At 53.4% G+C, this 23,592-nt stretch carries 14 protein-coding genes and 1 tRNA gene; 12 read left to right on the top strand and 3 right to left on the bottom strand.

The features are described 5' to 3' along the window. Positions 1–75 precede the first annotated feature (75 nt). Positions 76–2,046, bottom strand: coding sequence for a DUF6287 domain-containing protein (locus BBOMB_RS04265; protein ID WP_152570112.1), 1,971 nt, complete (start codon positions 2,044–2,046; stop codon positions 76–78). 719 nt (positions 2,047–2,765) lie between these two features. Here BBOMB_RS04265 and BBOMB_RS04255 point away from each other — a divergent pair. Then, entirely contained in the window at positions 2,766–3,305 is a 540-nt protein-coding gene (locus BBOMB_RS04255; protein ID WP_044087039.1) for a ribonuclease HI, read from the top strand. A 1,797-nt stretch (positions 3,306–5,102) separates the two neighbouring features. Here the strand turns inward: BBOMB_RS04255 and BBOMB_RS04250 are convergent. Both BBOMB_RS04250 and BBOMB_RS04245 read right to left on the bottom strand, forming a co-directional pair. Continuing rightward, positions 5,103–9,536, bottom strand: a complete 4,434-nt coding sequence (locus tag BBOMB_RS04250; protein WP_044087041.1) for an AAA domain-containing protein — start codon at positions 9,534–9,536, stop codon at positions 5,103–5,105. Positions 9,537–10,614: 1,078 nt separating this feature from the next. Then, positions 10,615–10,691: transfer RNA gene (locus tag BBOMB_RS04245), tRNA-Met, on the bottom strand. A gap of 413 nt (positions 10,692–11,104) precedes the next feature. On the opposite strand from BBOMB_RS04245, the gene BBOMB_RS04240 reads away from it, so the two are divergent. From BBOMB_RS04240 to BBOMB_RS04190, 11 genes are all read left to right on the top strand, one after another. Further along, entirely contained in the window at positions 11,105–12,139 is a 1,035-nt protein-coding gene (locus tag BBOMB_RS04240) for a homoserine O-succinyltransferase (protein ID WP_044087043.1), read from the top strand. Positions 12,140–13,028: 889 nt separating this feature from the next. Continuing rightward, positions 13,029–13,841: a F0F1 ATP synthase subunit A gene (gene atpB / locus BBOMB_RS04235; protein ID WP_044087266.1), complete on the top strand. Its 813-nt coding sequence runs from the start codon at positions 13,029–13,031 to the stop codon at positions 13,839–13,841. A gap of 176 nt (positions 13,842–14,017) precedes the next feature. Then, the gene (atpE, locus tag BBOMB_RS04230; RefSeq protein ID WP_044087044.1) at positions 14,018–14,245 is read left to right on the top strand and encodes an ATP synthase F0 subunit C; all 228 of its coding nucleotides are present in this window, start codon (positions 14,018–14,020) and stop codon (positions 14,243–14,245) included. Positions 14,246–14,338: 93 nt separating this feature from the next. After that, positions 14,339–14,869: a F0F1 ATP synthase subunit B gene (locus BBOMB_RS04225; protein WP_044087045.1), complete on the top strand. Its 531-nt coding sequence runs from the start codon at positions 14,339–14,341 to the stop codon at positions 14,867–14,869. Positions 14,870–14,984: 115 nt separating this feature from the next. Then, the gene (locus BBOMB_RS04220; protein WP_044087047.1) at positions 14,985–15,812 is read left to right on the top strand and encodes a F0F1 ATP synthase subunit delta; all 828 of its coding nucleotides are present in this window, start codon (positions 14,985–14,987) and stop codon (positions 15,810–15,812) included. 89 nt (positions 15,813–15,901) lie between these two features. Next, positions 15,902–17,539 (top strand): F0F1 ATP synthase subunit alpha, encoded by a 1,638-nt coding sequence (gene atpA / locus BBOMB_RS04215; protein ID WP_044087048.1) that lies wholly within the window; start codon positions 15,902–15,904, stop codon positions 17,537–17,539. A gap of 3 nt (positions 17,540–17,542) precedes the next feature. Further along, entirely contained in the window at positions 17,543–18,586 is a 1,044-nt protein-coding gene (locus tag BBOMB_RS04210) for a F0F1 ATP synthase subunit gamma (protein WP_044087049.1), read from the top strand. An 8-nt stretch (positions 18,587–18,594) separates the two neighbouring features. Continuing rightward, entirely contained in the window at positions 18,595–20,079 is a 1,485-nt protein-coding gene (atpD, locus tag BBOMB_RS04205; RefSeq protein WP_044087050.1) for a F0F1 ATP synthase subunit beta, read from the top strand. 2 nt (positions 20,080–20,081) lie between these two features. Beyond that, a complete protein-coding gene (locus BBOMB_RS04200; protein ID WP_044087052.1) occupies positions 20,082–20,369 on the top strand; it encodes a F0F1 ATP synthase subunit epsilon in 288 nt (95 codons plus the stop codon). Between the two features lie 245 nt (positions 20,370–20,614). Next, positions 20,615–21,673, top strand: a complete 1,059-nt coding sequence (locus BBOMB_RS04195) for a LacI family DNA-binding transcriptional regulator (RefSeq protein ID WP_044087053.1) — start codon at positions 20,615–20,617, stop codon at positions 21,671–21,673. 583 nt (positions 21,674–22,256) lie between these two features. Beyond that, a complete protein-coding gene (locus BBOMB_RS04190) occupies positions 22,257–23,588 on the top strand; it encodes an MFS transporter (RefSeq protein ID WP_044087054.1) in 1,332 nt (443 codons plus the stop codon). Positions 23,589–23,592: the final 4 nt, after the last annotated feature.

Raw genomic sequence — 23,592 nt, 5'->3', positions numbered from 1 at the left:
AGCTTGGCTTGTTACTTGCAGAATCTGGCAGGAGCTGGCAGAAGCTTGGCTTGTCACTGACAGGAGCGTGCCTTGTCACCGGCGGTAGTGGACATTGTTGGTGGGGTCGCTCGGAGTTTGACACGACATGCCGTTGACGTCGAAGATGCGGTCTCGGTTGATGTCGGAGTTGTCGCTTGTTGCGCCGAAGCACTTGAGATATTTGTCCGGCAGCGTGCTACCCTTAGGTAGAAAGACCCGGGAATCTCTTCCTCCGGCAGTGTAGCCGGTGTTGGATTGCTCTGCGTACGTTTCGTGGAGTTCCGGCTGCTTCCAGTGCACCCAATGGCCTGATCCATCAGTGTAACTGAAGGAGGGGCACTGGTCCTTGTACACGAACTGTACGCCCCTGGCGCTCACCCAATTTCCCGCGATGGACGAGCAGTCACCCTTGGCAATGGCCTTGATGTCCATTCCGGTTTGTGTTGCACCCACCTGCTCTTGCGTTGCGCACGAGGAGCGCTTTTTGCTGACTACGTCGAGTCTGCACTGGAACGCGGCCTTGGCCCACGGCTGTTTGAGGCCGTCAATCGATTGCTGTGCGGCCTTGACGGCATCATCAATCTGCTTCTGTGCTGCTGCAGACGGCTTGAACGTCGATTCATCGCGGTAATAAGCGTACGAGGCATCGAGGCACAACGGTGTACCTCCCTGTCCCATCGAATGAGAAACAATGATGCGATCGCGGGAGGAATCGGTCGGATCGGTTTGTGATTCGTCCCGTCGGCCGTCGTACGCCATGTTCAACAGTATGGCGTTTTTCTGTACTGCCACAATCGAATAAGGATCTTGGCGTTCGCAAATGCCTTCGTTTCTAACTGAGCAATCTACTGCACCCTCCTGTACGAGCTGGACTTGCGTGTCTGGGACTTCAGCCATGGTGTACGTCTCATTCTCTCCTGTCAATATGCTATCGGTTATGCAAGCATCCAGGCCCTTGCAGTTTTTGAGTGTGTATGGCGCTGTGGTGCCCGAGATCGGAGTCTGTGGAATGAGCTTGCCGTCCTTGATCTGCATCCATGCGCCGGCGTTGTTTGTCCAGGTACCGTCGAGGCTCGAGTAGTCGCCTGATGCGATGGCTTTCGCATCCAGTGGTTTGCCATTGATTTCCCTCTCGGCGCTCTTCCTGCGTTTCTCGGCGGCTGCCACGGCCTTTTCGACCGGGTTGAGTACCTTGCTGGCTGAATCTCTGGAATCGGTCACTTTCCGCGCACTCTCCTCGAGCTTGGTTTTGGCGTCCGTGCGGGCCTTTGTGGCTTTCTCATTGGCATCGGCGGCACGGTTGAGCTCCTGAGCCGTGGCTTCGTTTGGATTGCGCACTGTCGATTCATCTGAATCATGAGTGCCTGCCTTCTCGCTCCCGGCCGACCGAGAGACCAGTTTTGACACCTTGTCGACCGCCTTGGTGTACGCGGTAAGGGCGTCCGGCTCGTCAACCTGTGCAGCGGTGATTGTGCGAGTGGAGGCGCTCGTTTTTTGCAACGTTTTGGTGAGTTGTTTGTCTGCATCCTTGAGTTGTTCCAGCGATTGGATATACCGCTGCTGCGCGTGTGAGTGAGAATGACCGTCGTAATACCGCCAGCCGGCATAACCTCCGATGCCGAGCACCAGCGCTGCGGCCACCACAATCGAGATGATGATGAGTACCTTGTTCCGCTTGGCTTCTTTGGGCGTGTTTCCCGCGTCGTTATTTTGTGGGTTTGGCGGTGTTGTTGGTGTTGTTGGTATTGGCGGCACTGTTGGGTTCGGCAGTGTTGTTGGTGCTGGTGGTACCGGTTGGTCTATCGGCGATTGTGCGCTGGCGGATGTCGCTGTGTTTGCGGGGTTTGCTGGATTCACAGGGACGCCGGGTGCCGTTGCGCTATTCGCGCCCTGCAGGCTCTTCGCCGGCGTGCTCTGTGTGGTGGGCGCCGTCACTCTTGCACCGCACGATGTGCAGAATTTGCAGTCCGCCGCGATTGAGGCACCGCACTGGGTGCAGTACCGGGTTTTGTTCTGCTTATTCATGTTCGTGCCCCTTCTCTCTGCGTCGGATCATTGCTAAGTACACAGTAATATATGCTGATATGCGTTGGTATGTGCTGATATTTACGTTCGTGTGTGATGGTATGCGTTTTATTTGCCCCGCTACGCTACGGGACGCCCCAGATTCAGTTCGGCAGCAGAGACATTGATTCAGTTCGGCAGCAGGAGCATTGTGTTTGCCGGTTCAGGCCATCGTGTGGAATGCCGGTCTGAACGTCAACGGCGATGCCCCCTGTTTCGTCAGTTTTATTGCTTTTAATGCTCGCTATCCACTGGCCCTCACTGCTGGTCACTTGCGATTGCTGGTTGTTGGCAGCTGCCGAGACTAGAACTCCTTTGTATTTGTTATCAAGGCAGGGCGAGTGGACATCGTTTTTGATTGTGTTTTGATCTGGCCTCAGCGTCTGATGTGAGTCAGAGGTGCGCCGTTGGCTGTGCCGTTAGACGTGGCTCAGGGAGGTTTTATTAACGATAGACACCTTCGGACAAGAGCGGCGTCTGTTGACTAACCAGAAAGAGTTGCCTGAAAATGCACATCGGCTTCGGTTTTAGATTTGAAGTGATTGTTTAAAATTAGACTTTTGTGAGAGGGAGATGATTGCTCATCAAATATGGTAAGTAATGCCAATTTTTTTTAGGGGAAATTTTATGTTTTTCCAAATTATGTTGAGATTTTCAGATTTTTGGAGTATATTTTATGTATGGAAATTAAAATTTACACTGGCGCAAGTGACGAGCCTAATCCTGGTCCTATGAGTTGGGCATGGTTCGATTCTAACGGAGAGAAAAATCAGGGTGGCGTCCGTTATGGCACCAACAACATTGGTAAGCTCGAAGCTGTTTGGCAGGCTATTTACTCCCATCCTGAAGGTGATTTGGTGATTTACACCGACGACTATGTTTGTGGAGTTGTGGGAGGAAAGTACAAGCCTAAAGTCAATAAGAGTCTGATTTATGCCATACGAAAGAAAGTAAATGAGCATAGAGGTAAAGTTGACCTTATTGATGCGGGGCAGAGTGATTCCCGTACTGAAGCTAGAACGAAGGTCCAGCAAATTATTTCAGAGCTTGAGACAAGGCAGGGTCTGGAGGGTCAGTTCATGTCGAAGCATGGGTGGGAGACGATTAAGGAGCATCGTGATTTAACCAGTAAAAGTAACTTTCCTGATGATGCGCTGAGACTTCTCTCAGGGGAGCTTTCCTATGAGGACTACCATAAAGAGCATAGCGTGAAGAAATAGTGGTGTTCGCGAGGTAATTTGTGTTTGTGGGTCCTAAGCAAGTGAATGCCCTATTTTGACTGTTCCCTGAAAGTGTGGTATTCGTCCTTGGAATGGTGTTTGTCGTTGCCGACTCAATATGAGAGGAAAACACACTAAAGACGTGGAGAGTTCGCGTTGATGCTTGATTGTCTGCGATGTTAGGTGCAAGGTTACATGCAGACGCAGGTGAATGTGGGTGGTGTGCCGCTTCGAAAGAAATTCGGCGCAGCATAGATTGCAACGATAATCAAGGTGATCGCCAAGGGCGAGTGTCTGAACAGTTGATTGTCTATTTCAAGCTCTGAACAGGAAACTTAATTGCTGGAAGAATACCCGAAAATATAGAATCCACTGAAATTTTGCGGGTTAATCCGTGATTACCGGTAGCGGGACATGGATTTGAACTAGGACCTCTGGGACGTGACTACGATTTGTTTATTGTTGTAGTGCAAGGTTGCTTGTGAGGCAATATTACAATATTCCCTATGGTTTTCTCCATAATCTGAGGTCATGTGATGTTATCGGTTGTCGATTAATGTCGCGGATCTATCGCTGTTATTTATGCAGCTATTTTAGGATGCTGTGAGTTGGTAAAGAGTCCGTCGAAGGAGTCCAACATGGGGACACGTTGGTCGCGTCCGTATAGGACTTGAGGTTAACTTTTCGAGCATGGTCGAAGTATGCTGCACCGATGATTTCGGTCACACTGGCAAATAGCAGGGTGTTCAGGGCTTTCCACTAGATAATAGGTTCTGGAGGTTTGCAGTAGTCCGATGTCCAGCTCGTCGGTCAGCTTCTTGTTAAGATCGATTTTTTTGTTTCCGCAGCATCAGTGGGGCGCTGATGACGTGATCAAAGCTATCGTTACTGTTGTTTTTTCTTGATCGTAGTCTCTGCCGCGTCCGGGCGATAATTGGTATATCTCTCATCTTATGGGGCTTGGATATGGCTTGGAGACATGTACGAATACTTATCCGTTATCCTTGAATGTGATCTCCTTTCAGCTGGATGGTGTTGACTTCGCTGATGTGTAGATTTGTGGCAGTCTGGAGGAGGGTCATGTCTATGGTGTTCCGCCTTTTGGCTACGTGGTTCTCTAAGCCTAAACTACAGCGCGAGAGGTTGCTAACTCTGCCTTCTTACATGATACCGAGAAGGTGTTTTGCAACTTTAGCGTATTCTTCGATAATCTGAGTTTGACTTCCGCACGTATTTGCTTGGCCTTGTAGTTGTCGCTGTACCGAAGTTTCGTGTTCGGTCTGGTCTGGTGTAGTTTTCGATCATTGGCATGCCGACATGCTCGATGTAGTCGTTGGTCGCGTCCGTACATTTCCATGTCATTTGCCCGTGGATGTGGAGTAGTTCGTCGGCTTTTCTTTTTCACATATCGTCGGCCGTGAAAACCGGTCCTTCGTGCGGGTGATATGGATTCCTAGGGGAGTCTAATGATTCCCTATGTCAGAATCCAGGATGAAAAGCCTGGCTGCAGAACCGCGATACCTTTTATCATGACGATGTCCTTTTGAACCGTCATAAGAAGAAACTTCGCGGTTCGATGAGCCGTTATTGGCGGTTATGTGCGAAGAGCTCGTTGGCTTCATGCATAACCACCAATACGGAGGCGAGGTGTCGGGGCTTGCCTCGACTCTTTCAGATGCAATTTCCGCGAAGGGTACTGCCATGTGGAATGGCTTGTCGGAGATTGTACCTTGACTTCAAAGGCCAAGGAAAACTTGACCCCGCTCTAGTGTGAATAAGGCTTTAACCTTATTTTGCTCACATTGAAGTAATATCCTGTTTCGCTTGTTTCCTCATTTCCTCTAATCGATGCCAGAGAGGTTGCATGGCAGCTTCTGGGTCAAGGTAGTATTCAGACCCTCTGATGCGCCAGAAATTCCATCCGCACCGTTCGAGAGTTCTTTGTCTACGGATATCATCGCGCAGCTTATCCAGACCATGAAAAGCATCGCCGTCGCATTCGACGGCAAGCCTATAACCAGGTGCAATGGTCACGACAAAGTCTATACGGTAGTTTCCAACCCTGTATTGTGGCTGCACGGCGTACCCATGTTGAAGCATCTGCTCCAAGACATCGCGCTCGAACTGTGATTCCGTCAACTCATACAGTTTTTCAGGATGTTTTTCTTCGTGGTAATCGGACACATATTCGATTATGCCCCGTCTTACATCATTTGCATTGAGCTTTGCCGGGTCCATGGAGTAGAAGACCCAAATCTGGTCACGCGCTCTAGAAACGGCGACATTGGCCCACTGCATTTGCTCTTGACGAACGTAACTTGCCGAGTTGTCATGCGCCACCATCGAAAGGAAGATGACATCCCGCTCGTCGCCTTGGAATGTGGGAGGATTCCCAACCCGTAGTTTACGTCTGCCGATTTCATCGTACCCTAATTGATTGATGAGCTCTTTCTCGATGAGGCCTTTCTGATCGCCCTGCATAAAGGTGACAACGCCAAAAGTAAGACCGTCGTATTCGGGCATTTTTGCACATTGCACGATTTGCTGTACCAGAGCGTGGGCTTCTGATTTGTTGACCCGATAATTTCCCTTTTTCTGAGACACCGCATTTTCGATAAAGACGCCATGCAGGGGGTTACCGATTTGCGGATGTATCCGTTCTCGCAATGGAACAATCATACCATCGTAGAACCGGTTTGAATAGTTGATGATCTCTGGTACTGAACGATAGTGCTCGCGCAGAAGTATGGTGTTTCCATATGCGCGATCCGCCAATGAGTAGAGTGAGGCGTCGATTGTATATAAAGATTTCTCGGGGAAACCTTTCAAGTAACGATTTTGTAATTCAGCGATGGCTGAGGTGTCTTGTCCAACAGGGTTTGGAGATGTCTGCCTATCGTCGCCTACGATAATCGCTTTTTTGCCCAATGCGAGCACACCCACGCTCATGAGGCCGCATTGGGATGACTCATCAACGATGACAACATCAAAGGGTCTCGTCGTTCCAGGCTGGAAACTTCTCAGCACTTGGTCTATGGGCATGATCCACGCAGGAACCGCTCCCATAGCTTTAGGAAGAACCGCTTGAGCTTGCGCAAGGAAGCGTGGCGCGTTCTTACCCGTACCTTTTCCGACGTGGCGCATTGCGTCTAGCCAAGAGGACAGAGCCCGTCGTTCACTGTCACCCGCGGTCTTATGTAAATACATCAGGGCTTGACGTCGAATGAGGTCCACGGTCAGTTCGCGAATCTGGTTGCTGAGCTGAGCAGATTGATTTGATATGGTTTCCACAGATGGCCCTCGATGCAGGGTGCTCAGCCAGGTCCGGGCTTTTGCTATTTCCCAGGAGTTTTCCACGGAATCCGCGGAAAGATAGGTTTGTTCGTCCCCTCGTTGCCGAATCATGGCCGCTGCCCAGCTGGTTGCTCCTGCCTGGATGATTTTCTGTGCCAGTTGATTCCTCCGATTCATGGAATCATGAACTTTAATAAGATGGTTGAGCTTGCCATATAATCTGTTCCAGGCCGCGGCGTCTTGGGATAGCAGCGCTTGTTTAAAGGACTTCCATATCGGTGCCTCAGGATTCTGCGATATCGTCTTGTCGCATAGCTGTTCAAGGCTCTGCAACTGTTGACGTGTGAAGTTTGCCTTGCGTTGTTCAGGCACATGACTGAGTAGACTCTTGCATTGTTGCAAGGTCTCTTTGCTGGAACAGGGGTCCTTCATGTCGATGAGATATCTAATTCGCTGTTCAATCGTAGGTCGTTGTTCAAAACACCAAGTGTACGTCCGGTAAATTGTTGTGGCGCAGGTGAAGATGCCTATGAATGAGTCAGCTTCGCTTAATGTGTCGTTAGGGAGATTGAAATCATCTACCAGTTTTTCAAACGTATGACTTGTCTTGTCCCATTGAGCTTGTCGATCAATCTCTAGGTCAACGAAATCAAGCTGCTCGCTTGTTGATGGCTGTTGCTCGTTTATTGTCACAGCATCTGCGAATGCTTTAACGTCCTTGGGAGTGAAAAAGCCAAGCTTATGCCCATCGACTATGCGTTGCCTCCACGCTGCTACTAAGGCGTGCAGATCGCTTGCGTTACCCTGTGGTACATGTATGTTATATCCGGATAGCTTCTGATCGTACTCGAGACCAAGCTGAGCGTTGTTAAGAACGTCTGCATTTCTTTGATATAGGATGTTGAGAATCGTTTGGTCCAAGTGTTGAAAGTCAAACACCTGCTGCAGATGATCGTCCACTGAATCAAGTGCCTCAATGCCTGTGTCGATATTCTTTTGAAGCTGTTCAATATCTCGATCGCTGACGGAATTAATTGCTTTTATACGGAGACCGGCATCTTGCAACTGTTCTGAAGACTGTTCAGCGCTTCTGAGTTTTGCAAACAAGCCGTTGACTGTCGTTCCGTCGGGCAAATTTGTGACCAGTGTAGGATCGAAATTCGCCTCTGCTGCTTCTTGTGGGTCGATGCCTTTACAAAGGTGGATGAACTCAAGAAACTCCGATTGAGTCAGGGGGAATGGTTCATCCGGACCGATGTCATCGGTAATGATGTCCTCATCTTGGTGCGTGGCGACCCATCGTGCCACATCCGTGGCGCGGCGAGACCCTTCCGGTAGTATGAATTCTCTGGTTTGTGATTCCAAAGCCTCATCGAGTTCATGGTTGGACAAAGCAAGCTGTTCCTGCAACTGATCAAGCTGCTGTTGCAAGCGGCTTACTGTGCTCTGTTCGGAAACCGGATTTACACTGGCAACCGCATCCTGCATTCGCTGTGCTGAATTTTTGAGCTTTGCCATGGCATCAGGTGTGGAACCGATGAAAGCCATGGTCAGATCGCGTATTGGAGCCGGAATCTTGTCTTGTAGTACGTTGAGGGCCTGAGCTTTTTCGGCAGTGACGAGGACCCGCTTGCCTTGGGCTAGCAAGTGGCAGACCAGATTGGCGATGGTATGGGTTTTCCCTGTCCCCGGAGGCCCTTGCACCGTCACGCCTGCGCTTCTACCAATCTGTCTGGCAATGCGCTCCTGCTCATCATTGGAGGGAAGAGGGAAAAGCAGACGTTCTGATTCCAAACTGCTGTCATCGTCGCTTTCTGAGGAGTTTAAGATGTTGGTCTGCGAGAGTGTATCTTTGTCTAGAATTATGGATTCCAAAGCTTCGGGAAAGAAATCATTGTTTGCAAGTTCGTCTGATAGCCTCTTGTAGAACTGTTCCTCCTCTTGTTTTTTCTTGCAGAGCATGACAACCCACTGATCAGCAAGTACTATCGAGCCATTTGCCGTCATATTCGTATCAATGGGAGCCAGAACATCGCTGATGTAAGCGTCACCTCCAAGCTGCGCGACAATCTGCCGCTCAAAATTATGCAGAGATTCCTTGTCCCATATATCTATGGTCGTCTCTTCAACGGATAGATATTTCTGAAGTTTGGCGAGTCCATCAATACCGGTTATTCCTACCCCCTCCAGAGGTGAGAAATCGAATTGTGTACTGGAACTCGGTGCAAGCGAAATGGATCCATCGGGCTCCAGCCTGATGGACATGGTTGTTAGTAGCAGAGGATATTCGACCCTTGTTTCTGGATCGTCTGATGTTCGTGTGGCTATGGCCTGGCCCCAAATAATCTCCTTGCTTTCGGTTTCCTGTTGCAATTGCTGGAAGATGCCATAGAAATTGTTGTATAGAATAGCTGCCCGTGCAATGCTGTGGTTTTTCTCGCTCCACTGCTTCCATTGTGTGTCTTTCCATTCAGAAAAAGCGTCGCTGATTTTTTCACGTATAAGTGCACGCTGCTTTGCGTTTTGTGCTTCTTCATAGCCGGTACTAAGATCACGGCCTTGTGAAAAGCCAACGTTCTTGTTCATCTCTTGCTCGACATAACGGTCGACCATGTCAGGAGATAGCGCCGGCTGCGTAAGCGGATCGGCAATGCTTTCAGGGTCTATGACCTTGTTCAGTGGTTCCGGCAGCGTGATTCCAATAAAATGAGGTGGTCTGCTGATGGAAAGCCAGGCATCATGTTCTTCGTCGGGACCGATTCTCGCATAGTCGGACGATTCGATTTCTTCCTGGGTTATGAAGCTCTCGTTCAGTTCATAGCGCCTTATCGGTCTCGGTCCTGTTTCGCGTGCCACTGCAGAAAGGTAGTTCAGAAAAGTAATGCTTTGCTGCTTAACATAATTGTCGGCTGATTGAGAATCCTGTGTACTGACCATGCCTTCTGACCTCTTTGCTTATAGGACCTAAACAATCATATACCAGCCTACCAGTATCCTTGATGATTTATTTTGAACTTGCAGAAGATATGGAAGTCAAATGTGTCATCTGCATTTGGCTATCGTCATCGCTCCATACTGGTAGTGCTTACTAGTCATTCGAGAAACCTATATCCTCGATAGGGATGAACGGGTGTATGTTCATAAGTGTGATGAATTCGTTGTACCAACGGGCATTCTCAGGATGCGTGAGTAAGTAGAACACCGCAGTCAGTACGGTCGCTGACCCTCGTGCGCGCTGGAAGGAGTCTCACTGGTTGACTTACTGCGCTCCTCCTTGTGAAAGACGCTGGTCTTGGCGGAGGGAAATCTGGGGTTTGTGTAGCCTAATGGTTCGCTCCCGTCGGCGAGTCGCATGGTCACATAGCTTTGTTAGAAACACTTCAATTTCTGCTACTCCGTCGAACACTGAGTTTCCTCAGCGCTCTGTCAAAAACATAGCTTTCTTTGACCGTTGTCAGCTAGTTCCTGCAGGAACGAAATCTTGCGTTTGCCTCTGAACATGAGTCCTCGTCTAGGAAAGGGTCCTATTAGCCATTTAGGCTGTAGTAGTTTGTCAGTTCCAGTGCCTCAGTTAAATTCTTGTGGTTTACGTCATAGGTGCCGCCGTCGATGAAGCGGGAAGCGAGTTCCTTCGATTTCCGGCAAGAGCAGGGATGATACGGGGCTCGCATAGTGGTTTTCATGATACCGTTAGGTAAAGGGAATGTCTCCCTAGTGTGCGCTTCGGATAAAGCAGAGGAGACGGTGATGGCTTTCGCCGTTATTAAGTGTAGGTCGAATACTGATGCTCAACCCCTTTTTGGGCTTTTGGCGACGGCTGTGCTGGATTCTTTTCCGGAATGACGGTTCTTGGCTGCTCATGACAGATATGATGACTTGTTGTGGCACTTTACTTGTAATCTCCGTCGTTGTAGTATTGAGTTCTTGCAAATCGCCAGAACTTACCAATCTAGTACTATCTTTGCGTGCATGATAAAAAAGAAAACTACGAACTTCATTGATGGTTCGTGATTACTGGTAGCGGGGTCAGGATTTGAACCTGAGACCTCTGGGTTATGAGCCCAGCGAGCTACCGAACTGCTCCACCCCGCGTCGGTTGCAAAAAGCAACGTTCTCTATATTACGTGGAAAACGGGAAACGTCAAATCGGATATGCTCAGAGCGTTTTGTGCCGGTCTGTGGCAGTTTCGTAGATGTGGTTTTCGATCTATGGCAGTTTTCGTAGCTGTGATTGCCGGTCTGCGTCAGTTTTCGTAGCTGTAATTCCTCACAGCTACGTTTCTCTATTCCTATCACGCTACGTTTCTCTCGTTTTCAGACATACACTCTAGCGATTTTTACGATCTCCATGATATTCTATCGGTACGTTTCTCTCGTTTTCAGACATACACTCTAGCCTTTGCCACCGTGCGCCGGCCGTGGGCGCCACTGGTTCCTGCTCGTCTGCCCGGCCTGCGATAACATTAGTGTTTTGCGCTGGCCGCAACACGTAGCATAATGAAACTATGCCCATCAAGATTCCCAGCGGTCTGCCCGCACGCGCCATCCTTGACTCGGAGCGCATCTTCGCGCTTGAGAAGCCGGATGCCGAGCGTCAGCAGATTCGTCCCCTTCGATTGGTCATCCTCAACCTCATGCCCAAGAAGATCGAGACGGAGACCCAGCTCCTGCGTCTGGTCTCCAAATCGCCGCTTCAGGTGGACGTGGATTTCATGAAGACCTCCACCCATGAGCCCACTCATGTGAGCGCGGACCATTTGGTCAAGTTCTATGAGAATCTTGATGCTTTCCAAGATAATTATTACGATGGCCTCGTCGTCACCGGAGCACCGGTCGAGCAGCTGGAGTTCGAACAGGTGGACTACTGGCCGGAGCTCACGCGCATTCTCGATTGGGCCCAGACCCACGTTTTTTCGACGATGTATCTGTGCTGGGGTGCCATGGCTGGTCTCTACTACCATTACGGCGTGCGGAAAGTGGACTATGACGAGAAGCTCTTCGGAGTCTTTCCACAGTTCCTGCAAGATGAATACTGTTTTCTGACCAACGGCTTTGATGAGGTTTTGTTGCAGCCGCACTCACGGCTTGCCGGGGTCAACGAAGATGATATCAAGGCGAATGCGGATCTCCAGGTGCTCACACAAGGAGCCGAGGCCGGCCCCGGGCTTATCGCCACGCGGGATTTTTCAGAAGTCTTTATCATGGGCCACTGGGAGTATGGCAAGTACACGCTGCGTGACGAATTCGAACGCGACAAGGCGAAGGGTCTGACGAACGTCCCATTCCCGAAGAACTATTTCCCGCATGACGACCCCGGCATCGAACCCTTGTTCTCTTGGCGTGCGCATGCAAACCTTATCTGGCGCAACTGGCTCAACTGGGTCTATCAGACCACGCCGTACGATCTTGAAGACGTTCCCGTATTACGCGAGCACAAACGTTTGGGTACCGACCGCGCCATCAGGCATGATCCCGGTCCGCCAAGGAAAGACGGGTTCGTACCGTTCATTCATGACGGGTACGGTCTGCATGAGAAATGACAGGGCCGCGCTGTTCCGTCTGAACGTGGCGTGTGTGGTTGCTGTATCGATGCGGCTTGATCGTTGTGGGTCGGCCCTTGCGGGGAGCGTTGATTAAATCGGTGTGGTCTTCAACTGCGAGCCCCAGAAGGTTTGGCTATGTGGGTTTGGCTATGTGGGTTCTGCTTGTTGGTAGCTCTGTTGACCGGCCCACACAAAGACCCGCTACGGCCTTGTTTATACGGTTTTGTCCAAGTGGAGCCGTCAGTGCTGGTTGAAGGTCATCCATGGCTGCGGGTGAAGTGGCGTTCCGGTCGTTTTCAGATGGTTGTGCATTTTAGTGGCTTCCGATGGTTGCGCATGTGTTGTTTTAGGAGGTCCGCATTTGCGTTTGCACGCGCCCATGGGTTTGCCGTCTCATGGCCCCTGCATGTGCCTTTCATACGGCCATGTACTTGCGGTCTCAGGCGGTCTCAGACTGTTTCAGACGGTCTCTTGCGGATGATGACGTTTTTTTCGCGGATGGTGATGCGCCTCATCTCCTCTGGTTGGCTTTCAACACGCCGGAAGGTTTGTCCTGCGATGCAAAACTGGTCTTGGTTTATCGACGGAGAGCGAGCGACGCGTTGTGAGACAAGGCATGTGCATAGGTCGAACGGCCGATGTGCCAAAAACGGATTGAAACGCAAGAATCGCCCAAAGCGGCAATGAAATGGCCCTAGATTATCGCTTTCGCTCAAAAGTGTGTACAATCACATCACGGTTGTTCGAGGTAGAGGGACAGGGCCAATCCAACGGGGTCGCCCCTGCCTCTTTTGTTTGTGAGCAAATACGGATCCGTGAGATTCCAGTTCCGCATTTCCCTTGCATGGCGTAGAATCGAAGGCCTGTGGATATATGGGAGGCGTACATGTTTGAATCGGTGAGCAAGACCACAATACTTGCGGCCGGTACGGGCGCTGATTTACCTACGGTCAAGGACTTCTTGCCGCCGGAGATTCTTTTTCAAGGCACTCCGTTTGCCATCAACCGTATCATTCTCATTCGCATAGTCGCGACCGTCATACTGCTCTCGGTCCTCGCCCTTACGGCGTCGCACGCCAAGCTGGTTCCGGGCCGTTGGCAGAGCATGATAGAGATGGGCATCGGCTTCATCCGCGACGGCGTTGTCTACAGTGTCATGGGTGAGCTTCGTGGCAAGCGTTATGTATCCATGATTGTGGCGTTGTTCTTCACGATTCTGGTATTCAACCTGTGCGGCATCATCCCCGGTGCGAACATGGCCGCGACCGCCACCGTGGCAATGCCTTTGGCTTTCGCCGCTTGGACGTTGGTGCAGTATTGCTGGGCGGGCATTCGCGAAAAAGGTGCGTGGGGCTTCATCCGTGATGAGTGCTTCACTCCTGGAGTGCCGTGGCCGGTGTATTTCCTTTTGGCTCCGATTCAGCTTCTGGAACTCATCATCGTGCGTCCGGCATCACTGACCATCCGACTTTTCGCCAACATGGTTTCCGGGCATCTGACCTTGGCTACCTGCCTTGCGTTCGCGCAATATTGGGTGTTCGAGGCGAGCAATAAGCTCACCGGCGTACCCGTGGGCGCGATGTGGCTCGTCGGCGGTTTGATCATGACGCTTTTCGAGATTTTCGTGGCGTTTCTTCAGGCTTACGTCTTTGCAATTCTGACGACCGCTTATATCAACTTGAGCTACCCCGAAGAATGAGCCAGATGCGGCGGTCCGATGGTGTGGGCGTTACGCATCACTTACATATTTATAACTGAACATCGATAATTGAAATAAAGGATTTGGTCTGAATCGCACGATCCGTTGTCCGCATTCGTCCGCGAGTTGGCGTTGGATGGAGTTCAAGTGGTTCATTCCCTAGGAAAGGAAAACAAATGGGTATCATTACTCTCGCTCAGATTGCCGGCAACCTGAACCTCATCGGCTACGGACTTGCGGCGCTTGGACCGAGCTTGGGCCTGGGCCTCATCGTCAGCAAGTCGGTCGAATCCACGGCCCGTCAGCCTGAGATGGCCGGGAAGATCCAGACACTGATGCTTATCGGTGCCGCAATGGTTGAGCTGCTGGGCCTTCTGGGCTTCGTGGCCTTGCTGATCATGTGAATCGTTCCCATAAGGAAACGGGTCTTGCGCGATGCGCCGAGGCTCAGGCAGTTTTGATGAAATACATTATGGAACGTGTGAAGGGAGGAACCTATGGTGACATTGGCTGGCGGTGACGGGATTAGCCTGTTTATCCCCAAGCTGTACGACATCGTATGGTCGCTGGTCATATTGGTCGTGGTCGCTGTGTTCTTCTACAAGTACTTCATGCCGAAGTTCAACTCCATTTTCGACGAGCGTGCCGAGAAGATCGAGGGTAACTTCTCCAAGGCCGCCAAGGCCAAGGAGGAAGCGGACGAGGCGAAGAAGAAGTATGAGGAACAGCTGAACGGGGCTCGTATGGACGCTTCGAAGATTCGTGATGATGCGCGAAGCGAGGCGAAGCAGATCATCGCAGACGCCCATTCCAAGGCGGATGCCGACGCGGCGCAGATCACCGCGACCGCCCAGCGCTCCATAGCTTCTCAGCAGCAGCAGGCGATGGTGAAGCTCAAGGGTGATGTCGGTACATTGGCCACATCGTTGGCGGGCAAGATCATCGGCCAGGAGCTCAAGGATCCGGATATGCAATCGCACATGCTTGATCAGATGCTCGACGATATGGAAAACGAAGGCAAACAGTAGCCGTTTCTGGCCGTGGCACACCGGCTGGATGGCAAACGCCAATGCGTCTGTCGCCGGGCAGGGTGCGGCGATCGAATGACACACAAGGACGAAATAACCAAGGAGGTGAACCAAAATGCGCGGAGAGGCTTCATTAAGCGCCGATAGGCAGTCACGTGACTCTCTTGCCCCGAAGTTGCGTGAAAGCGGACTGGATACATGGCGTATCGGTGAGGAGCTGTTCGTAATGACACAGCTTCTGGACGGCAACAAGAGGGTGGAGGAGTCGTTGACCGACCCTAGCAGGCCCTCAGCTGATAAGGTGGCCTTGCTTGAGGACATCCTCGGCGATCAGGTTCATCCATGCACGCTGGAAGTACTGAGTGACCTGGTGCGGCGTCGGTGGAGCCGTGTGGCTGACATCGCCAATGCCGTGGAGGATTTCGCAGTTGACGCGATGATGTATTATGCGGACGCCACGGATTCCACCATGACGGTGTCGATGGAGCTGGCGCAGATCGAGTCGGCACTTATGGAGATGCCGATTCTGCGTTCCAAGTTGTCCGACATGTCGGTGCCTGCGCAAAACCGCGAGGATCTGTTGCACAAGGTGTTCGAGGGCAATGACCTTGGTAAGGTCACCATGCGTCTCATCGAGCATCTGGCGTGCTCTCCGCGGCATCGGCGTTTCCTGTCGGCGTTGCGCTGGCTCATAGCCAAGTTCTCCAGGCACATGGGTGAGTCGATGGTGATCGTCACGACCGCGACCACGCCAAGTCCGGAGTACATGAAACGTCTTACCGACCATTTCACGCGGCAGCTCGGGCGGCCGGCCCACATCAACTTGGTGGTCGATCCTTCGGTCTTAGGCGGCATGAGGGTGCAGGTCGGTGACGAGGTGACGGACCGTACCGTGGTGGCGCAGCTGGAGAGGTTGAAGCGAAGCGTAAGCATGGGCGTGTGACTGCGTGGCTCTGCCAGATCGGTAAGGGCATGTGGGCATAGGTTGTACATAAAGACTTAACGGTGAAAATTAACGATAAGGAGTGATTGATGGCAGAACTTACCATTGATCCCGCCAAGGTGCGTGAGGCCCTCGACGAGTTCGTCGAGGCCTATCGGCCAAGCGACACACCCACCCAAGAGGTGGGGCATGTCGAGACGGCCGGCGATGGAATCGCGCACGTGACGGGACTGCCTGGTTGCATGGCCAACGAGCTGCTGACCTTTGAGGACGGCACGCTTGGGTTGGCGTTCAACCTAGATCCCCGTGAGATCGGCGTCGTCGTTTTAGGCGACTTCGCAGGCATCGAGGAAGGACAGGAAGTCAAGCGTACGGGTGAGGTGCTCTCCGTGCCTGTAGGGGACGGGTTCCTTGGCCGCACGGTCGATCCGCTGGGCAATCCCATCGACGGTCTGGGCGAGATCAAGAGCGAAGGCCGTCGCATCATGGAGGCCCAGGCTCCCGATGTCATGCATCGTCATCCGGTCGATGAGCCACTTTCCACGGGTTTGAAGGCAATTGACGCGATGACTCCGATTGGCCGTGGTCAGCGACAGCTCATCATAGGCGACCGGCAGACAGGCAAGACGGCCATAGCCATCGACACGATCATCAACCAGAAGAGCAACTGGGAGAGCGGGGACCCCAAGAAGCAGGTGCGTTGCATCTACGTTGCCATCGGCCAGAAGGGTTCCACCATCGCCTCTGTGCGCCAGAGCTTGGAAGAGGCCGGCGCGATGGAGTACACGACGATCGTGGCGAGTCCGGCCTCTGATTCAGCCGGTTTCAAATACATCGCCCCATACACGGGGTCGGCCATCGGCCAGCACTGGATGTACCACGGCAAGCACGTCCTCATCGTCTTCGATGACCTTTCCAAGCAGGCTGAGGCATACCGATCAATTTCTCTGCTGCTGAGGCGCCCGCCGGGGCGTGAGGCCTATCCTGGCGACGTGTTCTATCTGCACTCCCGTCTGCTGGAACGCTGCGCCAAGCTTTCGGACGATTTGGGTGGCGGGTCCATGACGGGTCTGCCGATTGTGGAGACCAAGGCGAATGACGTCTCGGCCTACATCCCGACGAACGTCATCTCCATCACTGACGGGCAGATCTTCCTTCAGTCCGATCTGTTCAACGCCAATCAGCGCCCGGCTGTGGACGTGGGCATCTCTGTGTCCCGCGTGGGCGGTGCGGCGCAGACCAAGGCGCTGAAGAAGGTATCCGGCACGCTGAAGATCTCGTTGGCGCAATACCGTTCACTGCAGTCCTTCGCCATGTTTGCGTCGGATCTGGACGCCGCCTCGAAGGCTCAGCTGACCCGTGGCGCACGTCTTACCGAATTGCTCAAGCAGCCGCAGTTCTCGCCCTATTCAATGGAGCAGGAAGTGGTATCGGTCTGGACAGGCACGCACGGCAAGCTCGATGACCTCGAGATCGCAGATGTGCTGCCGTTCGAACATGGTCTGCTGGACTATCTCGACCACAACACCGAGATCCTGAAGACCATTCGTGATACGGGTGATTTCACGGATGATACGGAAAAGGCGTTGGAGAAGGCCGTCGACGACTTCCGTGGCACGTATGTCACGCAAGCAGGCAAGCCTCTGGTCGTCAAGAGCGGGCAGCCGAAGTCCGACTTCGAGCCAGCTCAGGTCGAGCAGGAACAAATCGTGGCGGGGAGCAAGTAACACATGGTCTCGCAACTCGCATTGAAATCACGAATCAACTCCACGGCTTCGTTGGGTAAGATCTTCAACGCCCAGGAGATGATTGCATCCTCGCATATCTCAAAGGCACGTACTGTGGCTTTGAACGCGAAGCCGTATAGCGATGTGATTTTCGATGCCGTGCAGGCACTGGCGGCCCATACGGACATCGATCATCCGATCGTCAAGAGCCGCCAGGCCAACAATCCGAGAGTTGCGGTTCTGGCCCTCACGGCCGACCGTGGCATGGCGGGCGCCTATACGTCTTCGATCATCCGTCAGACCGAGTCGTTGCTCAGCACCCTCGATGCGCAGGGCAAGCAGCCTGAGCTGTACGTATACGGGAGGCGCGGCGTCTCGTACTACAAATATCGGGGGCGCGACATCGCGGACACCTGGGAGGGTCAGACGGACCATCCCGGCGTTGAGGTGGCTCGTGAGATTTCCGATGAATTGCTTGCCGATTACATGAAGCCGGCGGAAGAGGGTGGGGTTTCCGAACTCTACATCGTGTTCACCGAATTCATCAACATGGTGGTCCAGAAGGTCCGCGTGCTGCGTATGTTGCCTGTCGAGGTCATTGGCGGTTACGCCGACGAGCAGTCGCGGAGGGCCGCGAAGGCGCACCAGGAGTTCGTCGAGCAATCGGCGGGGAGGTCGAACGCCGCTTCGGACGACGGTCAGGAATCCGCTGGGAGCATCGAGACGGCGGTTTCGGAGCAGGCCGAGAGTGCCGAGGAGAAGCTGCGTCAGGATCACCCGCTGTATCTGTTTGAGCCGAGCCTTGAGGCGGTGCTTGATGCGATTCTGCCAAAATACGTGCAGTCGCGCATCCATGAGTGCCTTCTGACGGCGGCGGCATCCGAAACGGCATCACGTCAGAATGCCATGCACACCGCCACGGATAACGCCAACAAATTGATTGATGAACTGACGCGCAAGCTCAATGTTTCGCGTCAGGCCGCGATCACACAGGAACTTACTGAGATTATCAGCAGCGCTGATGCGCTGAACAAAAAGGAAGAGTAGGGACGCATATGGCTGATACCAAGACCACAGCGGCCGCCGAAAAGCCGACCATCGACCCGAGCGCCGGACGCGTCACGCGCGTCCAGGGTTCGGTGATCGATGTCGAGTTTCCGGCTGGACACATGCCCGACATCTACAATGCCCTCAAAGTGGAAATCAACAACGTGGGCAACGAAGAGGGCGAAACCGTCAAGGAGATCACCCTTGAAGTGGAGCAGCATCTAGGAGACTCCACAGTGCGAACCGTGGCTCTTAAGCCTACGGACGGTCTTGTTCGTGGGGCTTCGGTGCGTGATACCGGCGGTCCGATTGAAGTGCCGGTGGGCGATGTTACCAAGGGTCATGTCTTTGATGTGACCGGCAACATCCTCAACGCAAAACCGGGTGAGAACATCGATGTCAAAGAGCGTTGGTCCATCCACCGCAATCCGCCTGCTTTCGATCAGCTTGAAAGCCGCACACAGATGTTCGAGACCGGCATCAAGGTCATCGATCTGCTCACCCCATACGTGGAAGGCGGCAAGATCGGCCTCTTCGGTGGCGCGGGTGTCGGCAAGACCGTGCTCATCCAAGAGATGATTCAGCGCGTGGCCCAGAATCACGGCGGCGTTTCGGTCTTCGCAGGTGTAGGTGAACGTACCCGTGAGGGCAACGACCTTATCGGAGAAATGGCCGAGGCAGGGGTGTTGGAAAAGACTGCCCTAGTCTTCGGACAGATGGACGAACCGCCGGGAACCCGTCTGCGTGTGCCGCTTACGGCACTCACGATGGCCGAGTACTTCCGCGATGTGGAGAATCAGGATGTGCTGTTGTTCATCGACAACATCTTCCGCTTCACCCAGGCTGGCTCGGAGGTTTCGACGTTGCTGGGCCGTATGCCTTCGGCGGTGGGTTACCAGCCGAACCTCGCGGATGAGATGGGCGCCCTCCAGGAACGCATCACCTCGACCCGAGGCCATTCGATTACGTCGTTGCAGGCCATCTACGTGCCGGCCGATGATTACACCGACCCGGCACCCGCCACGACCTTCGCCCACTTGGACGCCACGACGGAGCTTTCCCGCGAGATTGCGTCGAAGGGTATCTACCCAGCGGTCGATCCTTTGGCTTCCACCTCGCGTATTCTCGACCCCCGTTACGTGGGTCGTGATCATTACGAGGTTGCCAACGAGGTCAAGGCGATTCTGCAACGCAACAAGGAACTTCAGGACATCATCGCGCTCATCGGAATCGACGAGCTCGGTGAAGAGGACAAGACCACGGTGAACCGCGCACGTAAGATCGAGCAGTTCCTGGGTCAGAACTTCTATGTCGCCCAGAAGTTCACCGGTCGTGAAGGTTCCTATGTTCCTGCCGACGAGACCATCGAGGCGTTCAAACGTATCTGCGAAGGCAAGTACGATGACGTTCCAGCTCAGGCGTTCACCGGCATCGGCGGCATCGAGGACCTTGAGCAAAAATGGCACGACATGCAAAAAGAATACGGTGAGTGAACATGGCAGGCTCTTCAATACAGGTCAACATCGTGGCCTCGGATCGGCCGCTCTGGAACGGCGAGGCTCGAAGTGTCACCGTTCCTGCGGCGGACGGTCTGATGGGGATCCTGCCCAACCATGAGCCGATCCTTACGGTCATCCAAAGCGGTCGTGTGTCGGCTCTGGACATGAACGGCACGTATCATACCTTCGACGTGTCGGATGGCTTCTTCGCGTTCGATTCGAATGTGCTTACCGTAGCCGTCGAGAAAGGTAGTGAGCCGAAAGTCGACGGGTCAGGGGATTGACCCGTCGCGAACAAAGCGGCAGGCAAGGGGCATCCGCGATATGCGGGTGCCCCTTCGTTTAGTGATGGGCGTGATTGGTGCCCCCGCACCGCGTGTTTGTGGGTAGGTCCATCCCAATGGCTGCAATCCTTATCGTGGGCGCCCTTTGGAGGCGCTTCCGCATCGCGCCAGGGAATCATCAGCGCCCGTCTTTATTTTGGATGGCAGGGAACCGCAATCTCGCCCTTCTACTATGTTCGTAAGGTATGACGACTATTAAGGAAGTGGCCAAACGCGCCGGCGCTTCGGTAACGGCGGTGTCCCTATCGCTGAATCATCGCGAGGCCGGACACGTCAAGCCGGAAATCGCCCGGAAGATTCGTCGTACGGCGCAGGAGATGGGATATAAGCCCAGTCCTTTGGCGAGTTCGCTGCGTACCAGCCGCACCCGCACGATCGGTTTCGTAAGCGAGGAGATAGCCACGACGCCTTACGCGGGCGAAATCGTCCTGGGAGCCCAGGACGCCGCCAGTGAGCTCGGCTATATGATGCTCCTCGTGAACACGGACGGCAAGGCGAATGAGGATGAGGAGATAGCGGCGCTTCGGCGCTATGGCGTGGACGGCTACATGTATGCGAAGATGTACAATCGAGTAACCGTTCGCCCGTCATGTCTGGATGGTGTCCCGACGGTCATCGTCAATGCTTCAGACGTTACTGGAGCCACCCCGAGCATCGCCCCCGACGAAGTCGCTATCGGCTCTGATGCAACCAATAGGCTCATCGAGGCGGGCTGCAAACGGATAGCCTATGTCGGCTGTTCCGAGAACCTCAGGGCCGAGTCCTTGCGGGAACAGGGCTATGAGAAGGCCCTGAAGGGGGCGGGCATGAGTTTTGACCCTCGATTGCGTATCGCCGTAGGCAACAACGGGCCCGCTCTTGAGGCCGTAGCGCACCTGTTTCGCTCAGCCCATCCTGATGGATTCTTTTGTTTCAACGACGCCAGGACGTGGTATGTGTACGCGTGTGCTGCCAGGTTGGATTTGCGCATCGGTGAGGACGTCTCCGTTGTGGGCGTCGATAATCACCGCGTGGTCGCGCAGACGCTTGCGCCGAAGCTGACCACGATGGCTTTGCCTCATTATGAAATGGGGTATTGGGGAACGCGCCGGTTGGTCCATGAAATAGAAGGACGGGATTTGAGCGTCCCCAGTAGCTTAGGGATGCAGGACCAATGGCGTGCCTCGATTCCTCCTTTGGATGGTCCCAATGAGCGGTTGATTCATTGCAGGCTAATCGAGCGCGAATCGGTACGTGAAGGGTGAATCCGCCATACGGCTAGGGTTGAACCCGTCTCCGTGTTGCGGTGATGCATGGTCCCCTAGCGTTCGTCGCCTGTGTTGTTGGAGTGGTTCTGCTGTTGGCGCCGCTTTGTGTTTGAGTCTTTATAGTTTCTGAACGCACCATGCGTTTGAGACAGGTACGTTCCGAACCGCGATGTTGTTTGGAACTGTCATGTGTTCTGAAACGTCAGGTTCTTGAGCTTGTCATGATTTGGAGTTCGTCAGGTTTCCTGAGCGTGATACGCATCGTGAGAGGTCTTCTCAGTTAGGATGCCATGTAGCGTCCTCAGTGTCGGTGTTCCTGTGTTTCCGTGTTCTGTTTGAAGAGCAACGGCTAGATCGACTTCTTGGCGCTTTATGGTAGGGGATGGGAGTGGGAATAAATACGTGGTCATATATTTGCGAAATATCTAAAAACACGACGTGAATCGATTCCGGCTTGACGTGAATCGATTCTCGTTCTATATTGATATGCAATGGGATGCAGCGGTGTTGCAGGTGCATCTGCAGTGGGGCAGTCCCCGTATGCGGCGTGTAGACGCGCCACGAAACGAAAGGGTGGTTTATGGCTATCAAAATCAATGCGGCCAAGACGTACCGGAATCCCTCGTACCTTGAGAGCTCGACCGGTATCTTCATGTTCTTCTGTTCCTGGGGCATTTGGTGGTCCTTCTTCTCCAGGTGGCTTACCGATCCGGTGCACGGTCTGGGCATGACGGGCGCCGAGCAAGGAAACATCTATTCCATCAACTCCGCGGCGACCCTGATCATCATGTTTGTCTATGGCATCATCCAAGACAACCTTGGCATCAAAAGGCGTCTGGTAGTGGTGGTCTCCACCATAGCCGCCCTCGTGGGTCCATTCGCGCAGTTCATATACGGCCCGATGCTCAAGGCTGGCGGCAACATGCGGATGATCGGAGCGCTGCTCGGATCCATCGTGCTTTCCGCCGGATTCATGGCTGGGTGCTCGTTGGTGGAAGCCCTCACGGAACGCTATAGCCGTTTCTTCGGCTTCGAGTATGGCCAATCCCGAGCATGGGGGTCCTTCGGATATGCCGTGGTGGCGCTAGTCGCAGGTTTCCTCTTCAACGTCAACATGTACCTCAACTTCTGGTTGGGTTCCATATTCGGTCTTGGCATGCTGTGCATCTATGCTTTCTGGCGTCCTTCGGAGCAGAAGACCGAGCTTAGGAAGGAAGCCGACCCGGACGCTCCGCGCACCAACCCTACCCTGAAGGACATGGTCTCGGTGCTTGGCATGGGGTCGCTATGGCTGCTCATCGTCTTCATGTTCTTCACCAACACGTTCTATACTGTGTTCGATCAGCAGATGTTTCCGAACTACTTCACCTCGCTGTTCGCCACCCCCGATTTGGGCAATAAATGGTACAGCATCCTCAATGCCACCGAGGTGTTCCTCGAATCCATCATGATGGGTGTCGTACCGATCATCATGGATCACATCGGAGTACGTAATTCGCTCTTGCTTGGCGCTTTGGTGATGTGCCTGCGCATCGGGCTGTGCGGAGTCGCCACCAATCCGGTCATGATCTCCGTCGTCAAGCTCTTCCATGCGCTTGAGACGCCGCTCTTCAGCCTTCCGGCGTTCCGTTACTTCACGTTGCACTATAACACCAAGCTCTCGGCGACGCTCTACATGGTCGGTTTCCAGATCGCCTCGCAGCTCGGGCAAATCGTCATGTCGCACCCGCTGGGCGCGATGCATGACGCGATGGGTCCGCGCAAGACGTTCTTCGTCATCTCCGCCATAGTGCTGTGTGCCTTGATCTATGGGTTCCTCGTCATCAAAAAGGACGACCAGCAAGTGGGCGGCGATCCGTTCGTCAGAATCAAAGACCGTAGGAAGGCCGAGGCCGCTCAGATTTCGCACTGACAAC

Source organism: Bifidobacterium bombi DSM 19703, from assembly GCF_000737845.1.
GTDB classification, from domain to species: Bacteria; Actinomycetota; Actinomycetes; order Actinomycetales; family Bifidobacteriaceae; genus Bifidobacterium; species Bifidobacterium bombi.
Note: the sequence above shows the minus strand (reverse complement) of the source record. Positions and strands in the feature narration are given on the sequence as shown.

Coding starts and splice junctions, on each gene's coding strand:
- BBOMB_RS04265 (WP_152570112.1), bottom strand. CDS start 2,046: ATGAATAAGCAGAACAAAACCCGGTACTGCACCCAGTGCGGTGCCTCA.
- BBOMB_RS04255 (WP_044087039.1), top strand. CDS start 2,766: ATGGAAATTAAAATTTACACTGGCGCAAGTGACGAGCCTAATCCTGGT.
- BBOMB_RS04250 (WP_044087041.1), bottom strand. CDS start 9,536: ATGGTCAGTACACAGGATTCTCAATCAGCCGACAATTATGTTAAGCAG.
- BBOMB_RS04240 (WP_044087043.1), top strand. CDS start 11,105: ATGCCCATCAAGATTCCCAGCGGTCTGCCCGCACGCGCCATCCTTGAC.
- atpB (WP_044087266.1), top strand. CDS start 13,029: ATGTTTGAATCGGTGAGCAAGACCACAATACTTGCGGCCGGTACGGGC.
- atpE (WP_044087044.1), top strand. CDS start 14,018: ATGGGTATCATTACTCTCGCTCAGATTGCCGGCAACCTGAACCTCATC.
- BBOMB_RS04225 (WP_044087045.1), top strand. CDS start 14,339: ATGGTGACATTGGCTGGCGGTGACGGGATTAGCCTGTTTATCCCCAAG.
- BBOMB_RS04220 (WP_044087047.1), top strand. CDS start 14,985: ATGCGCGGAGAGGCTTCATTAAGCGCCGATAGGCAGTCACGTGACTCT.
- atpA (WP_044087048.1), top strand. CDS start 15,902: ATGGCAGAACTTACCATTGATCCCGCCAAGGTGCGTGAGGCCCTCGAC.
- BBOMB_RS04210 (WP_044087049.1), top strand. CDS start 17,543: ATGGTCTCGCAACTCGCATTGAAATCACGAATCAACTCCACGGCTTCG.
- atpD (WP_044087050.1), top strand. CDS start 18,595: ATGGCTGATACCAAGACCACAGCGGCCGCCGAAAAGCCGACCATCGAC.
- BBOMB_RS04200 (WP_044087052.1), top strand. CDS start 20,082: ATGGCAGGCTCTTCAATACAGGTCAACATCGTGGCCTCGGATCGGCCG.
- BBOMB_RS04195 (WP_044087053.1), top strand. CDS start 20,615: ATGACGACTATTAAGGAAGTGGCCAAACGCGCCGGCGCTTCGGTAACG.
- BBOMB_RS04190 (WP_044087054.1), top strand. CDS start 22,257: ATGGCTATCAAAATCAATGCGGCCAAGACGTACCGGAATCCCTCGTAC.